Consider the following 14385-nt stretch of genomic DNA (forward strand, 5'->3'; position numbering starts at 1 on the left):
AGGACGACCTCACCGCGAGTTGTCCGACCCGTCCCGGCGTGTCGTAGCCGCGTTGTGACCTTCAGGGACTAAATCAGGCCTATTCGGCGCCGAAATCGCCGATGTCGCCCAGGTGGTTGCGTGCCGATACCCGTCCGTCGGCCAGGTGATAGGTGGCGCCGACGATGGCCAGCGAACCGGACACGATCCGCTCGGCGATCGCCGCGGACCGCGTTGCCAGCTGGGCCACCGTCTCCGTCACGTGCCGGGCTTCGAACTCGTCGACGGCACTGAGCCCGTCGCGGCGGCCCACCAGGATCGACGGCATAACCCGCTCGACGATGTCCCGCAGATAACCGCCCGGGACGGCCCCGCCGTCCAACGCCGCCAACGTCGCCTTGACCGCGCCGCAGCTGTCGTGGCCGAGCACGACGATCAGCGGAACGTTGAGCACCTCCACCGCGAATTCGATCGAGCCCAGCACCGCCGAGTCGATGACGTGGCCGGCGGTGCGGACCACGAACATGTCGCCCAGGCCCTGGTCGAAGATCAGCTCGGCGGCCACCCGACTGTCACCGCAGCCGAACACCACTGCGGTCGGCTTCTGGCCAGCGGCCAGTGCAGCGCGCCGCGCGACATCCTGGCTGGGATGGCTGGGCTCGCCGGCGACGAAGCGCTCGTTACCCTCTTTGAGTGCTTTCCACGCTGAGATCGGGTTGGAATTAGGCATGCCCGATATTCTGCCTGTGAATTCAGCGTTGCGCGCGGCGAGGATCGAAGTTCACCAGCTGTTCAGCTGGTTCGCGTCGGCTGAACGCGATCTGCCTTGGCGGGCGGGCGATGTCACGCCGTGGCAGATATTGGTGAGCGAGTTCATGCTCCAGCAGACTCCGGTCGCACGGGTCCTACCGATATGGCCGGATTGGGTGGCACGCTGGCCGACGCCGTCGGCGACAGCGGATGCGAGCCAGGCCGACATCCTGCGGGCATGGGGGAAACTCGGCTATCCCCGCCGCGCCAAGCGGCTGCATGAATGCGCGACCGTGATCGCTCGGGAATTCGCAGACGTGGTGCCCGATGACGTGGATGTCTTGCAGCAGCTGCCCGGCATCGGCAGCTACACCGCCAGGGCGATCGCCAGCTTCGCCTACGGCCGACGGGTTCCGGTGGTGGATACCAACGTGCGCCGGGTGGTGGCCCGGGCCGTGCATGGACTCCCCGACGCCGGTGCCCCGTCGACAAAGCGCGACCACGCCGACGTGGAAGCCCTGCTGCCCAAGGCCGACCAGGCCACCAGGTTCTCCGCGGCGCTGATGGAGCTGGGCGCCATCGTCTGCACCGCACGGTCGCCGCGTTGTGATGACTGCCCGCTGCGGCACAGCTGCAGCTGGCGGCTTGCCGGTTCACCGCCGGGAACCGGACCCAAACGGCCGGCTCAACGCTATGCCGGCACCGACCGCCAGGTCCGCGGACGATTACTGGATGTGTTGCGGGACAACGCCGTTGCGGTGACACGTGCCGACCTTGATCTGGCCTGGCCGGCGGATGCGGTACAACGCGAACGCGCCCTGACCTCACTGTTGGGCGACGGCCTGGTGGAGCAGCTCGCCGATGGCCGCTTCGCGCTGCCCGGTCAGGACAGGAACGACTCGACGGCCTCGCGGTAGATCTGCGGCGCGTCGTCGTGCACCAGGTGGCCTGCATCTGGGACGTGTAGATAGGTGCTGTCGACCGCGAGACGGTGCATTTCGCGCATCTGCCCCGGCGGCGTCACCGAGTTGCCGGCCTCGATCAGCAGCGTCGCGCAGCGCACGTTCTGCCACTGCTCCCAGTAGTCACGGGTGCCCCATTCGGCCGCGATCTGCAACCACCACTCGGGTCGGCCGTGCAGCCGCCAACCGGTCTCGGTGCGGTCGAACGCCTCCAGGAAGTACCGGCCGGCGATGTCACCGAATTCGGCGACCACCTCCTCGGCACTGGGGAACTCCACGGGCAGGGCATGCACCCACGGCTCCCAGGGGCCGGTGGTGCGGCCCCGGAAGTCGGGCGCCATGTCCTCGACCACCAGCGCCGAGACGAGCTCGGGGTGCCGGGCCGCCAGGCACCACGAGTGCAATCCGCCCATCGAGTGCCCGATCAGCCGCACCGGGCCCGGCAACTGCTCGACGGCGACGGCCAGGTCGGCGACGAAGCGTTCGGTGGAGATCGGATGCGGGTCGGCGACCTCACGGCCGCGATGCCAGGGAGCGTCGTAGGTGTAGACGGCACCCAGCCTGGTCAGCCACGGCAGTTGCCGCGGCCAGGTGGTGCCACGGCCCATCAGTCCATGGACCAGCACCAGCGGCGCCCCGTGTCCACCGCGGTAAGTCAGCAGCTCGGTCGACGCGATTCCCACCCGGGGCACGGTAGCCTAGGCCCATGTCAGTGGTGAAGATCAATGCAATCGAGGTGCCCGCCGACGCCGGGCCCGAACTGGAGAAACGGTTCGCAAATCGCGCGCACGCGGTGGAGAACCAGCCCGGTTTTCTTGGCTTCCAGCTGCTGCGCCCCGTCAAGGGCGACGACCGCTACTTCGTGGTGACGCACTGGGAGTCCGACGAAGCGTTCCAGGCGTGGGCACAGGGGCCCGCGGTCGAAGCCCACGCCGGACAGCGGGCCAAGCCGGTAGCGACCGGAGCATCGTTGTTGGAGTTCGAGGTCGTGCTTGACGTCGCCGGAACCGCCGCACAGGCCTAGCCCCGTGCGGCGCCACCTGGCGGCATGGACGACCGCTCTGACCCTGGTCGCCCTCGCCGCCGGGGCAGCCGCCGGCTGCGCTCCTTCACCGGCATCTCCCGCCGACGCCGGTTCCGACAGCGGCGTGACGATTTCGACCAAGACTCCGCCGGGCCTGCGCGCCAAGCAGACCATGGACATGCTGAACTCCGATTGGCCGATCGGGCCGATCGGGGTGGCGACCCTGGCCGCACCGGACAAGGTCGAGCAGGTGGTCGCGACCATGGAATCGCTGTGGTGGGACCGGCCGTTCCACCTCGACAGTGTCGACATTCGGGCCGGCGCGGCCACCCTGCACCTGACCACCTCCTACGGTGCCCGCCAAGACATCAGGCTCCGCACCGACGACAACGGCATGGTCGACCTGTTCAAACCGACCACCGAGGCACCGTCCATCGGCTCCTGGCACGACCTCGATGCGGTGCTGAACAAGACCGGCGCACGGTACTCCTACCAGGCGTCGCGGATCGAAGGTGGCGTCTGTAAACCCGTCGCCGGCGCCAATACCGCCCAATCCCTGCCGCTGGCATCGATCTTCAAGTTGTATGTGCTGCTGGCGGTGGCCAACGAGGTGAAGGCCGGGACGGTGTCGTGGGACGATCCGCTGACCATCACTGGCCGGGCCAAGGCAGTCGGCTCGTCCGGCCTGGAGGAGCTGCCCGACGGCGCCCATGTCTCGGTGCGCAGGGCCGCCGAGAAGATGATCGCCACCAGCGACAACATGGCGACCGATCTGCTCATCGGCCGGGTGGGGACCCGCGCGGTCGAGCGTGCACTGGCCGCGGCCGGGCACCACGACCCAGCCAGCATGACGCCTTTTCCCACCATGTACGAACTGTTCTCGGTGGGCTGGGGCAAGCCCGATCTGCGCGAGCAATGGCAGCACGGTTCCCCGCAGGAGCGGGCAAAGCTGCTGCAGCAGGCCGATTCCCGGCCCTATGAGCCGGATCCGATTCGTGCGCATATCCCGGCGTCCGCCTACGGCGCCGAGTGGTACGGCAGCGCAGAGGACATCTGCCGGGTACACGTCGCGCTACAGGCCGCTGCGGTGGGCAAGGCTGCACCTGTCCGGGAGATCCTGTCCGCGGTGCGTGGCATCGATCTGCCGCGCACCGACTGGCCCTATATCGGCGCCAAGGCCGGCGGTCTGCCCGGCGACCTGACCTTCAGCTGGTACGCCGTCGACCGGGGCGGTCAGCCGTGGGTGGTCAGCTTCCAGCTCAATTGGCCACGTGATCACGGCAAAAGCGTCGGCAGCTGGATGCTGCAGGTCGCCAAGCAGGCGTTCGGCCTACTGCCGACGCAGCGCTAACCCCAGGGAGGGATCCCATGCGACAACTGGTCCGGGTGCAGAACTTCAGCATCTCCAGCGACGGGTACGGCGCCGGGGAAGGACAGAGCCGCGAGCGTCCGTTCGGCCATGCCGATCCGGCGGATTTCATGTCCTGGGCTGGCGCCACCGCGCACTGGGTCAACCGGACCGATCCCGGCGGCAGCTTCGGACTCGATGACTACATCACCCGCGACTGGGCCTACAACATCGGCGCAGAGATCATGGGGCGCAACAAATTCGGTCCGCAGCGCGGGCCGTGGCAGGACTACGACTGGCAAGGATGGTGGGGCGATGAGCCCCCGTTCCGCACCCCGGTGTTCGTCCTCACCCACCATGTGCGGCCGTCATTCACCTTGGGCGACACCACATTCCATTTTCTCGACGCCTCCCCCCAGGAGGCACTGGCGCGCGCATTAACCGCGGCTGACGGCAAAGACGTGCGCATCGGCGGCGGCGTTGCCACGGTTCGGGAGTTCCTCGACGCCGATCTCATCGACACGATGCACGTCGCGGTGGCACCGGTCGAACTCGGCCGCGGGGAAAGGTTGTGGTCAAACCCCGATGAGCTTGTCGAGCGTTTTCATCTTGAGCAGATCCCAAGCCCCAGCGGGATGGTGCACCACTTCTTCTGGCGGCGAGGCCTGCACTGACGGGCCGCTGAACGCGAAACGGGCGGCACCTCAAGTGAGGGTACCGCCCGTTTCGTGTCAGTCGCGACTACTCGGCGCCTGCCTTGGCGAGGTCGGACGCCTCCGCCGTCGGCTTCGGGCTACCGGCAAAGGTGAACACCGCGTTCTCGTGCGCACCCTCGCCATCCCAGTTCTCGACGTCGACGGTGACCAGCTGGCCGGGGCCCAACTCTTCGAACAGGATCTTCTCCGACAGCTGGTCTTCGATCTCGCGCTGGATGGTGCGCCGCAGCGGACGCGCACCCAACACCGGGTCGAAGCCGCGCTTGGCCAGCAGTGACTTGGCCTTGTCGGTCAGCGCGATGTCCATGTCCTTGGCCTTGAGCTGCTTGGCCACCCGGCCGATCATCAGATCGACCATCTCGATGATCTCTTCCTTGGTGAGCTGGTGGAAGACGATGATGTCATCGATGCGGTTCAGGAACTCGGGGCGGAAGTGCTTCTTGAGCTCGTCGTTGACCTTGAGCTTCATCCGCTCGTAGTTGTTCTCCCCGCCACCCTGAGTGAAGCCCAGTCCGACCGCCTTGGAGATGTCGGAGGTACCCAGGTTGGAGGTGAAGATCAACACGCAGTTCTTGAAGTCCACCGTGCGGCCCTGCCCGTCGGTGAGCCGGCCGTCCTCGAGAACCTGCAACAGGCTGTTGTAGATCTCGGCGTGGGCCTTCTCGATCTCGTCGAACAACACCACCGAGAACGGCTTGCGCCGCACCTTCTCGGTCAGCTGACCGCCCTCTTCGTAGCCGACGTAGCCCGGAGGGGCACCGAACAGCCGCGACGCGGTGAATCGGTCGTGGAACTCGCCCATGTCGATCTGGATGAGCGCGTCGTCGTCGCCGAACAGGAACTCGGCCAGCGCCTTGGACAGCTCGGTCTTACCGACACCGGACGGGCCGGCGAAGATGAACGAGCCCGAAGGCCGCTTGGGGTCCTTCAACCCGGCGCGGGTACGCCGGATCGCCTTGCTGACCGCCTTGACCGCGTCCTCCTGGCCGATGATCCGCTTATGCAGCTCGTCTTCCATCCGCAGCAGGCGGGTGGTCTCGGCCTCGGTGAGCTTGAACACCGGGATACCGGTCCAGTTGCCCAGCACCTCGGCGATCTGCTCGTCGTCGACCTCGGCAACGACGTCAAGATCTCCGGAGCGCCACTGCTTTTCCCGTTCGGCGCGCTGCGCGACGAGTTGCTTCTCCCGATCCCGCAGGCTGGCCGCCTTCTCGAAGTCCTGCGCGTCGATCGCGGATTCCTTCTCCCGGCGCGCGTCGGCGATCTTCTCGTCGAACTCACGCAGGTCTGGCGGCGCGGTCATCCGGCGGATTCGCATCCGAGCACCGGCCTCGTCGATCAGGTCGATCGCCTTGTCCGGCAGGAACCGGTCGTTGATGTACCGGTCGGCCAGGGTGGCTGCCGCCACGATCGCCGAGTCGCTGATCGAGACCCGGTGGTGGGCCTCGTAGCGGTCCCGCAGCCCCTTGAGGATCTCGATGGTGTGCTCGACGGTGGGCTCACCGACCTGCACCGGCTGGAACCGGCGCTCCAGTGCGGCGTCCTTCTCGATGTACTTGCGGTACTCGTCGAGGGTCGTGGCGCCGATGGTCTGCAGTTCGCCGCGCGCCAGCTTCGGCTTGAGGATCGAGGCCGCGTCGATCGCGCCCTCGGCCGCACCCGCACCCACCAGGGTGTGCAACTCGTCGATGAACAGGATGATGTCGCCGCGAGTGTTGATCTCCTTGAGCACCTTCTTCAGGCGCTCCTCGAAGTCACCGCGGTAACGGCTGCCGGCCACCAGCGAACCCAGGTCCAGGGTGTAGAGCTGCTTGTCCTTGAGCGTCTCGGGGACCTCACCGGCCACGATGGCCTGCGCCAGACCCTCGACCACAGCGGTCTTGCCGACGCCGGGCTCACCGATCAGCACCGGGTTGTTCTTGGTGCGCCGGCTCAACACCTGCATGACCCGCTCGATTTCCTTCTCGCGGCCGATGACGGGGTCGAGCTTGCCCTCCATGGCAGCCGCGGTCAGGTTACGACCGAACTGGTCGAGCACCAGCGAGGTGGACGGTGAACCGGACTCGCCGCCCCGTCCCCCGGTGCCGGCCTCCGCGGTCTCCTTGCCCTGGTAGCCACTCAGCAGCTGAATCACCTGCTGGCGGACCCGGGTCAAGTCAGCACCCAGCTTCACCAGAACCTGGGCGGCGACACCCTCACCCTCACGGATCAGGCCGAGCAGAATGTGCTCGGTCCCGATGTAGTTGTGGCCGAGCTGCAGCGCCTCACGCAGGCTCAGCTCAAGCACCTTCTTGGCACGTGGGGTGAACGGGATGTGCCCAGACGGCGCCTGCTGGCCCTGGCCGATGATCTCCTCGACCTGGCTGCGCACCCCTTCCAAAGAGATGCCCAGGGACTCCAGCGACTTGGCGGCTACGCCTTCACCCTCGTGGATCAGGCCCAGCAGGATGTGCTCGGTCCCGATGTAGTTGTGGTTGAGCATCCGGGCCTCTTCTTGGGCCAGGACGACAACCCTGCGGGCGCGGTCGGTAAATCTCTCGAACATCGGCGGCTACCTGCTCTCCCTCGCGATCGGCACTTGATCGGCCTCGGCTCGGCCGGCGTGCCTGCTGTCCACTCTAGTGGGCGGCGCAGCGCGCTGTGACCTGCCTTGCAGTGCGTACTGAATCGACCATCCGATAGCCCGTCCCGAAAGACCTGGCACCGGATGCAAGGGACCAACGTCTAAACCCACCGAATGTGTTCCGACGGGCGCAAGGTTCGCCAGCAGCGAAACCTACTGGACCGTTGCGGCGGTCCCAGTGTCGGCTCTCCTGCGTCGAGCCTCGCTGAACCGCTGGGTCCACACGGCGGTCCCAGTGTCGGCTCTCCTGCGTCGAGCCTCGCTGAACCGCTGGGTCCACACGGCGGTCCCAGTGTCGGCTCTCCTGCGTCGAGCCTCGCTGAACCGCCGACTAGGTTGCGGCGTGAAATGCGTCGATGATGTCGGCCGGGATGCGCCCGCGGGTCGACACATTGTGCCCGTTACGGCGGGCCCATTCGCGGATCGCGGCGCTCTGCTCGCGGTCGATGGTTCCACGGCGACCGCCACCGGAGCGGCCACGCCGGCGGCCTCCGACCCGACGGCCCGCGTCGGCCCACTTCTTCAGTTCTGCGCGCAGTTTCGTAGCATTCTTGCTTGAAAGGTCGATCTCGTAGGTCACCCCGTCCAGGCCGAATTCGACCGTTTCGTCGGCGGCACCCTCACCATCGAAATCATCGATCAAGGTGACGGTCACTTTTTTCGCCATTGGTACCCCTTGGTTAGCTTTCGTGCGCGCAATCGTTGCGCAAGCCGTATTCGACCTCGCCGACTAATCTGCCATAAAAATACGCCTGCTTCAACACAACAGGCTTCGGCGCAGTTCAGTTACCTTGACGGCGAACAATCGGAAACAAAACGGTGTCTCTAATTGATAGACCCGTCAACACCATCAACAGGCGGTCGATACCCATTCCGGTACCTGTGCAGGGCGGCATCGCGTGTTCCATCGCCGCCAGGAAGTCCTCGTCGAGCGCCATCGCCTCATCATCTCCGGCGGCGGCTGCACGGGCCTGGGCAGCGAATCGGTCGCGCTGTACCACCGGGTCAATGAGCTCGGAATAGCCGGTGGCCAGTTCGACACCGCGCATATAGAGATCCCACTTCTCGGTGACGCCTTCGATGCTGCGGTGCTGGCGAGTCAGGGGCGTCGTCTCGACCGGGAAATCCCGAACGAATGTCGGGGCACTCAGAGCATGGCCGACAGCATGTTCCCAGAGTTCCTCGACCAGTTTGCCGTGACCATAGCCGCGATCTTTGGGTATTTCCACGCCGAGTCGATCCGCGATCGCCCAGAGGTCGGCCACCGAGGTGGCGGGGGTGATCTCCTCACCAAGTGCGGACGACAGCGATGGATACATTTCAACCGTCGCCCATTCGCCGTCAATGTCATAGATGCTGCCGTCGGGCAGCGGCAGTTGACGGGTCCCGATCACCTCATCGGCGACCTCTTGAATAATCTCGCGGGTAGCCACTGCAGAGTCGTCATAGGTGCCGTAGGCCTGGTAGGTCTCCAGCATCGAAAACTCGGGCGAATGCGTGGAATCGGCGCCTTCATTCCGGAACACCCGATTCAGTTCGAAGACCCGGTCGAACCCACCGACAACGCATCGTTTCAGGAAAAGTTCTGGTGCGATTCTCAGGAAAAGGTCCGCGTCGAGGGCGTTTGAATGGGTGACGAAAGGCCGAGCGGCCGCTCCGCCGGCCAATGTCTGCAGCATCGGCGTTTCGACCTCAAGGAATCCGCGGCGCTCAAGCGCGTTGCGCACCGCGCGAATGACCGCGATGCGCTGGCGGGCCACCGTACGCGCCTCCGGACGAACGATCAGGTCGACGTAGCGCTGCCGGACTCGCGACTCCTCGCTCATCTCCTTGTGCGCCACCGGCAGCGGCCGCAACGACTTGGAGGCCATCTGCCAGGAATCCGCCAACACCGAAAGCTCGCCGCGGCGGGAGCTGATCACCTCGCCGCGCACGTAGACGATGTCACCGAGGTCGACGTCGGCTTTCCACGCCTCGAGCTCCTGCTCCCCGACACTGGCGAGGCTGATCATCACCTGAAGCTGGGTGCCGTCGCCCTCCTGCAGGGTCGCGAAGCACAACTTGCCCGAGTTGCGGGCGAATACCACTCGCCCCGCGACGCCGACGACGTCGCCGGTGGCGGTGTCGGCAACCAGGTCGGGGTAACCGGCCCGGATCTGGGCGAGCGTGTGCGTACGGTCTACCGCCACGGGATAGGGATCGCGGCCTTCGGCCAGCAACCGAGCCCGCTTGTCGCGGCGGATCCGGAACTGCTCGGGGAGGTCGGATTCGTCCTGCGTGTCGGGGGAAACGTCGGCGGAGCTCACGACCCGCCAGCTTAGAGGAACAGGGGCTACAGAACGAAAAGCCGGCGGCGCTCAGCGCGCCGGACGGAGCCTGCCCCGCTGACTGTCCCGGTTGCGTTCGAACACCAGCCGCAGTCCGTCCAGAGTCAAATTGGCGTCGTGATGGTCGACCGTCTCCAGATCGGCCAGTAACAGCGGTGCGGAGTGGCCGGTGGCCACCACGGTCACGTCGTCCCCGGCGCCCGCGGCCTCCTCGCGTACCCGGCGAACCAGACCGTCGACTAGCCCAGCGAACCCGTAGACCGCGCCGGCCTGCATGCATTCGACGGTGTTCTTACCGATCACCGAGCGCGGCCGGGTGAGCTCGACCCGGCGCAGGCCGGCGGAGCGGGCAGCGGCGGCGTCCGAGGAGATCTGGACGCCGGGCGCGATGGCACCGCCCAGGAACTCGCCCTTGGCCGAAACCACGTCGACACAGATCGACGAACCGAAGTCGACGACGATAGCTGCCGTCTTGAACTTGTGAAACGCGGCCAGCCCGTTGACGATCCGGTCAGCCCCCACTTCCTTGGGGTTGTCCACCAGCAGCGGGATCCCGGTGCGCACCCCGGGCTCGATCAACACGGCGGGGACGGAGGGCCAGTACTGGTCGAGCATCAACCGAACTTCGTGCAGCACCGACGGGACGGTGGACAGCGCGGCGGCACCGGTGAGTTGTTCGCCGTCGTCGCCGATGAGTCCATCCAGAGTCAGCGCCAGCTCATCGGCAGTGATCTCCGCCTCGGTCCGAATCCGCCACTGCTGCACAACTTTTCCGTTGTCACCGGAACCGGAGATCAGGCCGATGACAGTGTGGGTGTTGCGGACGTCGATTGCCAGCAGCACGGTTAGTGCACGCTTCTGGGCGAGAGCAGATCCGAGACGTCATCGGGAACGAAGGCCGGGTCGTCACCGAGGTCCACCTGCTTGTTCTCGGCGTCGACGAACACGATCCGCGGCCGGTAGGCACGAGCTTCGGCGTCCTCCATGGTGCCGTAGGCGATCAGGATGACCAGGTCGCCAGGGTGCACCAGATGCGCTGCCGCACCGTTGATTCCGATGACGCCGCTGCCCCGCTCGCCGGTGATGGCGTAGGTGACCAGGCGGGCGCCGTTGTCGATGTCGACGATCGTGACCTGCTCACCCTCGAGCAGGTCAGCAGCGTCCATCAGATCGGCGTCGATGGTCACCGAGCCGACATAGTGCAGGTCAGCATGAGTGACCGTGGCACGGTGGATCTTCGACTTGAGCATCGTCCGAAACATCAATTCCTCCGGGTTACGTGATCTCCATCTGAACCGGCCTCCGAACCGGCTAACGCCACGTCGGCGTCGATGGGAAGTCCGAGCGTGATCGCCGCGTTGTCGAGCAGTCGGGTCGAGCCGACCCGGGCGGCGATCAGCAGGCGTCCGGCTCCATCGGCGGGCGCCGGCCCGAGGTCGACGCCTCGAACCTCCAGATAGTCGACGTCGACGGCAGGTACCGCGGACAGCACCGCGGCGGCAGCATCCAGGGCCGCTTGTGCCCCGGCCGCGGCCGCACGCTCACCGGCAGCCAGGGCGGCCGACAGAGCCGTCGCGGCTTCGCGCTGCACGGGGTCCAGGTAGCGATTGCGCGAAGACATTGCCAGACCGTCGGACTCACGCACAGTGGGAACGCCCACCACCGTCACGTCGAGGTTGAGGTCGGTGGCCATCTGACGCACCAAAACCAGCTGTTGATAGTCCTTCTCCCCCAAGAACACCCGGTCGGGGTTGACGATCGACAGCAGTTTGCAGACCACGGTGAGCATGCCGGCGAAGTGGGTCGGGCGCGCCGCCCCTTCGAGTTCGGCTCCCAGCGGTCCCGGGTGCACGGCGGTGCGCGGGCCGTTCGGGTACATGGCCGCGGCAGTCGGGGTGAAAACCAGGTCGACCCCTGCGGCGCGCAGCGCAGCCAAGTCGTCGTCCAGGGTGCGCGGGTAGGCGTCGAGGTCCTCTCCAGCGCCGAACTGCAGCGGGTTGACGAAGATCGACACCGCCACCACCGAGCCGGGCACCCGCTGCGCCGCGCGGACCAATGACAGGTGACCTTCATGCAGGGCGCCCATGGTCGGCACCAACATCACCCGGCGACCGGTCGACCGCAGCGCGCGGCTGACCCGCGCGACGTCGTCCGGGCGCTCATAGACGTTGAACCCGCCGGCGGTGAAGGTGGGCTGCGGACCCCGGACCGTATTCGAGCTCATCGAGCCAGCACCTCCAGCACGTCGTCGGCGGCACCGGCGCGGTGCGCCGTGCGCAGGGCGTTGGTGCGATAGGCCTCGGCCAGGTCGGGGTCCACGGCGGCCAGCGCCCGCAGGTGCCGGGCCAGGGTGGCCGAGTCGCCGCGCGCCACCGGACCGGTCAGCGCGGCCCGGCCGTCACGCAGGGTGTTGGCCAACGCGGCGCGCACCAGCGGTCCGAGCACCCGCTCGGCGATACCGTCGGGGTCATCGGCCACAGTCGAGCCGATCCGCCCCGGCAATGCCGCCCGCAACGCCGTCAGCGCATCGTCGATGACGGTGACCACGTGGTTGCCGCCGTGGCAGAGCGCAGCGTGGTAGAGGGTGCGGGCGGATTCCTCGACGCGGAACGGCTCAGCGCCGATCTCGAGCGTCAGTGCCTCGGCGATGGCAAAGCCGATCTCGTCGGCTGCGGTGATACCGAAGCAGCTCTCCGACAACCGGTCGATGTCCTCATCCGAGCCGGTGAAGGTCATCGCGGGATGGATAGCCAGCGGTAGGCAGCCCTGCTCGGTCAGCGGCGCAAGCACACTGATCCCGATGGCCCCGGACGTGTGCACGACGATCGTGCCGGCGCGCACCGCACCCGTGGCGGCCAGACCGGACACGATGCCGGCCAGTTCGGTGTCGGGGACGGCGAGCAGCAGCAGTTCCGCGTCCGCGGCAACATCGGGCGCCGGCAGGATCAGGCTGTCGGGCAGTCGGCGCTGGGCGCGCTGCCGCGACTCCTCGGAGATGGCGCTGCAGGCCACCACGACATGCTCGGCGCGCTCCAGCGCAACACCGAGTGCGGTGCCGACGCGGCCGGCCGAGATGACGCCGACCTTGAGCCGGGCGGGCCGCAGTCCGTCGAACTGCGCCATGCAGACGACCTCACAGGTTCTCGTGGTTTTCGTTCCAGTCCCGCGTTGCGGGTACCGGACGGTCGCCGGTGAGTCTATCCCGATCGGTCCCGACACTGCGAGTGACGTTGGTCGCAGTTGAGCGGGGATCAGTCCTCGCGGCGGCGGTGCCGGCGACCTTCGGTCGGGGTGGGCTGCAACCGGGCCAGCAAGTCAGCCACCGACTGGCCGCCGGTGCTGGGGCCGTCAGCGCTCCCGTCGGCGCCGGCGGAATGGCGGGACGCGGCCGCGTGGGCGTGGGCGGGAGCCGCCGGCTCGGCCGCCTGCGGCTCCGTGACTACCGGCGGTGCCGGGTTGACCGGAGTTGACTGAACTTGGTCGCCGGCCGGATCCGCCGCGTGCCGAGAGCGCGCCCGACGGCGTCCCCCGCCCTCGTGGCGTGCCGGTTCGGCGCCGTTCACCGGACCGGCGGCGGGTTCGGCCGGGCCGGAGTGGCGACCGTGGCGGCTCGGCGCTTCGGCGCTCTGCTCGGAGACACCGTGCCGTCCGGTTTCCGCCGGAACATCCGCGGACCAGTGGCTGCCGGGAGCGCCTGGCGGCAACCATTCCCCCTCGGCGCCAACGGGTTTCCAGGACGGGGTCGGCGCTGCAGCGCGAGGAGCAGGCGGCGGGGCCGGAGGCGGCTGCGGCGGCTCCGGCTCGTGGCGGGGTTCGGGCGCGACGAAGGGCTGCGGCGGTTGGGCCCAGCGGGCGGCGGCCGGTTGTGACGGCGGGGTCTCCTCGGGGGTCCGAGGTGGTTCGTCGGCGCTACGGCGATGCGAACCGCGGCGCCCCTCGACGTGGGGCGCCTGCGGTTTCTGCGGTGCCTGGGGCGGGGAGCTCCCGGCGGCCGGGATCCGCACCTCCGGAACGTCGATGATCGGGTTCTCTGCGGTCTCGGTGACTGAGTCCGGCGGGTAGCTCGTGGTGGCCGACGACGCGACCCGGGTGGCGCCGGTGTGGGGCTGCTCAGCGGAGCGCGCCCAGTCGCTGTAGGCGCGGACCGGGGTGCGCTCAGGTTCGAGGGCCGGCCGCTGGCTCAGGTCGGCGTCGAAGAGAATCTCCAGGTTGGTGCGCAGCGCGGACAACTCGGCGCGCAACGCTGCGACCTCGTCGGCGGCCTGTGCCCGCAGTTCGGAGGCCAGTTCGCGGCGCAGCTGGGACTCCACCGTCAGCTCGTACTCGCGCCGCGCGGAAATCTCCCGGTCCAGTTGCAAGTCGTAGACCAGCTTCAGGTCTCGGGCCCGGGCCTGGTCCACATCGCTTTGCCGCCGATAGATCACCGAGACGAACGCCGCCGCGACCGCGGCCCACAGCGCGATAATGACGGCGAGTTTGAGCAGCTCCACCCGACTGGTGAACACCAGCGCCGAACTCGCGGCGATCGCGAGGATCAGCAACGCCGTCATCAACGTCCAGCCCGGCCTGCGAACTCCACGCCGACCCGGGGCGCGGGACAGGACCGAATTCATCTGCGCCGCTCCACCTCGTCGCTCTGTCGGGTACCGCTGCTGG

At 67.5% G+C, this 14385-nt stretch carries 14 protein-coding genes; 4 read left to right on the top strand and 10 right to left on the bottom strand.

Annotated features, from left to right (window positions below; translation table 11 throughout):
- Positions 1-79: 79 nt before the first annotated feature.
- Positions 80-709, bottom strand: a complete 630-nt coding sequence (locus MJO54_RS21095) for a carbonic anhydrase (RefSeq protein WP_046283531.1) — start codon at positions 707-709, stop codon at positions 80-82.
- On the opposite strand from MJO54_RS21095, the gene MJO54_RS21100 reads away from it, so the two are divergent.
- Positions 708-1646 (top strand): iron-sulfur binding domain-containing protein, encoded by a 939-nt coding sequence (locus MJO54_RS21100; RefSeq protein ID WP_046283532.1) that lies wholly within the window; start codon positions 708-710, stop codon positions 1644-1646. The genes MJO54_RS21095 and MJO54_RS21100 overlap by 2 nt on opposite strands.
- On the opposite strand, the gene MJO54_RS21105 is transcribed toward MJO54_RS21100, so the two are convergent.
- On the bottom strand, positions 1613-2374 hold the full coding sequence (locus MJO54_RS21105; RefSeq protein WP_256364639.1) for an alpha/beta fold hydrolase: 762 nt from the start codon (positions 2372-2374) through the stop codon (positions 1613-1615). The genes MJO54_RS21100 and MJO54_RS21105 overlap by 34 nt on opposite strands.
- Before the next feature lie 23 nt (positions 2375-2397).
- On the opposite strand from MJO54_RS21105, the gene mhuD reads away from it, so the two are divergent.
- From mhuD to MJO54_RS21120, 3 genes are read left to right on the top strand one after another with little or no spacing between them, the layout of a single operon-like run.
- Positions 2398-2715 (top strand): mycobilin-forming heme oxygenase MhuD, encoded by a 318-nt coding sequence (gene mhuD / locus MJO54_RS21110; RefSeq protein WP_024442369.1) that lies wholly within the window; start codon positions 2398-2400, stop codon positions 2713-2715.
- Positions 2716-2719: 4 nt separating this feature from the next.
- The gene (locus tag MJO54_RS21115) at positions 2720-4066 is read left to right on the top strand and encodes a serine hydrolase (RefSeq protein ID WP_192830553.1); all 1347 of its coding nucleotides are present in this window, start codon (positions 2720-2722) and stop codon (positions 4064-4066) included.
- Positions 4067-4083: 17 nt separating this feature from the next.
- The gene (locus tag MJO54_RS21120) at positions 4084-4737 is read left to right on the top strand and encodes a dihydrofolate reductase family protein (RefSeq protein ID WP_046283533.1); all 654 of its coding nucleotides are present in this window, start codon (positions 4084-4086) and stop codon (positions 4735-4737) included.
- A 67-nt stretch (positions 4738-4804) separates the two neighbouring features.
- On the opposite strand, the gene clpC1 is transcribed toward MJO54_RS21120, so the two are convergent.
- From clpC1 to MJO54_RS21160, 8 genes are all read right to left on the bottom strand, one after another.
- A complete protein-coding gene (gene clpC1, locus MJO54_RS21125; protein ID WP_046283534.1) occupies positions 4805-7324 on the bottom strand; it encodes an ATP-dependent protease ATP-binding subunit ClpC in 2520 nt (839 codons plus the stop codon).
- A gap of 409 nt (positions 7325-7733) precedes the next feature.
- Positions 7734-8069 carry a histone-like nucleoid-structuring protein Lsr2 gene (gene lsr2, locus MJO54_RS21130; RefSeq protein WP_024442366.1) on the bottom strand — a complete coding sequence of 112 codons (336 nt, stop codon included), beginning with the start codon at positions 8067-8069 and terminating at the stop codon, positions 7734-7736.
- A 115-nt stretch (positions 8070-8184) separates the two neighbouring features.
- Complete coding sequence (lysS, locus tag MJO54_RS21135; RefSeq protein WP_046283535.1) at positions 8185-9708, bottom strand: lysine--tRNA ligase; 1524 nt, start codon at positions 9706-9708, stop codon at positions 8185-8187.
- A 51-nt stretch (positions 9709-9759) separates the two neighbouring features.
- Positions 9760-10572 carry a type III pantothenate kinase gene (locus tag MJO54_RS21140; RefSeq protein WP_105295053.1) on the bottom strand — a complete coding sequence of 271 codons (813 nt, stop codon included), beginning with the start codon at positions 10570-10572 and terminating at the stop codon, positions 9760-9762.
- A 2-nt stretch (positions 10573-10574) separates the two neighbouring features.
- Entirely contained in the window at positions 10575-10991 is a 417-nt protein-coding gene (gene panD, locus MJO54_RS21145) for an aspartate 1-decarboxylase (protein WP_064889251.1), read from the bottom strand.
- On the bottom strand, positions 10991-11953 hold the full coding sequence (gene panC / locus MJO54_RS21150) for a pantoate--beta-alanine ligase (protein ID WP_105295052.1): 963 nt from the start codon (positions 11951-11953) through the stop codon (positions 10991-10993). Before panC ends, panD begins: the two co-directional genes overlap by 1 nt.
- A complete protein-coding gene (locus MJO54_RS21155) occupies positions 11950-12852 on the bottom strand; it encodes a Rossmann-like and DUF2520 domain-containing protein (protein WP_064889249.1) in 903 nt (300 codons plus the stop codon). The genes panC and MJO54_RS21155 overlap by 4 nt, the downstream gene beginning before the upstream one ends.
- Positions 12853-12980: 128 nt before the next feature.
- Entirely contained in the window at positions 12981-14342 is a 1362-nt protein-coding gene (locus tag MJO54_RS21160; protein ID WP_240175420.1) for a DUF6779 domain-containing protein, read from the bottom strand.
- Positions 14343-14385 lie beyond the last annotated feature (43 nt).

The organism is Mycolicibacter virginiensis, assembly GCF_022374935.2.
Taxonomy (GTDB): domain Bacteria; phylum Actinomycetota; class Actinomycetes; order Mycobacteriales; family Mycobacteriaceae; genus Mycobacterium; species Mycobacterium virginiense.

Bases quoted from the DNA above. Each gene is read 5' to 3' on its own strand.
- MJO54_RS21100 (WP_046283532.1), top strand. From the start codon at position 708: ATGCCCGATATTCTGCCTGTGAATTCAGCGTTGCGCGCGGCGAGGATC.
- MJO54_RS21095 (WP_046283531.1), bottom strand. From the start codon at position 709: ATGCCTAATTCCAACCCGATCTCAGCGTGGAAAGCACTCAAAGAGGGT.
- mhuD (WP_024442369.1), top strand. From the start codon at position 2,398: ATGTCAGTGGTGAAGATCAATGCAATCGAGGTGCCCGCCGACGCCGGG.
- MJO54_RS21120 (WP_046283533.1), top strand. From the start codon at position 4,084: ATGCGACAACTGGTCCGGGTGCAGAACTTCAGCATCTCCAGCGACGGG.
- clpC1 (WP_046283534.1), bottom strand. From the start codon at position 7,324: ATGTTCGAGAGATTTACCGACCGCGCCCGCAGGGTTGTCGTCCTGGCC.
- lsr2 (WP_024442366.1), bottom strand. From the start codon at position 8,069: ATGGCGAAAAAAGTGACCGTCACCTTGATCGATGATTTCGATGGTGAG.
- panD (WP_064889251.1), bottom strand. From the start codon at position 10,991: ATGTTTCGGACGATGCTCAAGTCGAAGATCCACCGTGCCACGGTCACT.
- panC (WP_105295052.1), bottom strand. From the start codon at position 11,953: ATGAGCTCGAATACGGTCCGGGGTCCGCAGCCCACCTTCACCGCCGGC.
- MJO54_RS21155 (WP_064889249.1), bottom strand. From the start codon at position 12,852: ATGGCGCAGTTCGACGGACTGCGGCCCGCCCGGCTCAAGGTCGGCGTC.
- MJO54_RS21160 (WP_240175420.1), bottom strand. From the start codon at position 14,342: ATGAATTCGGTCCTGTCCCGCGCCCCGGGTCGGCGTGGAGTTCGCAGG.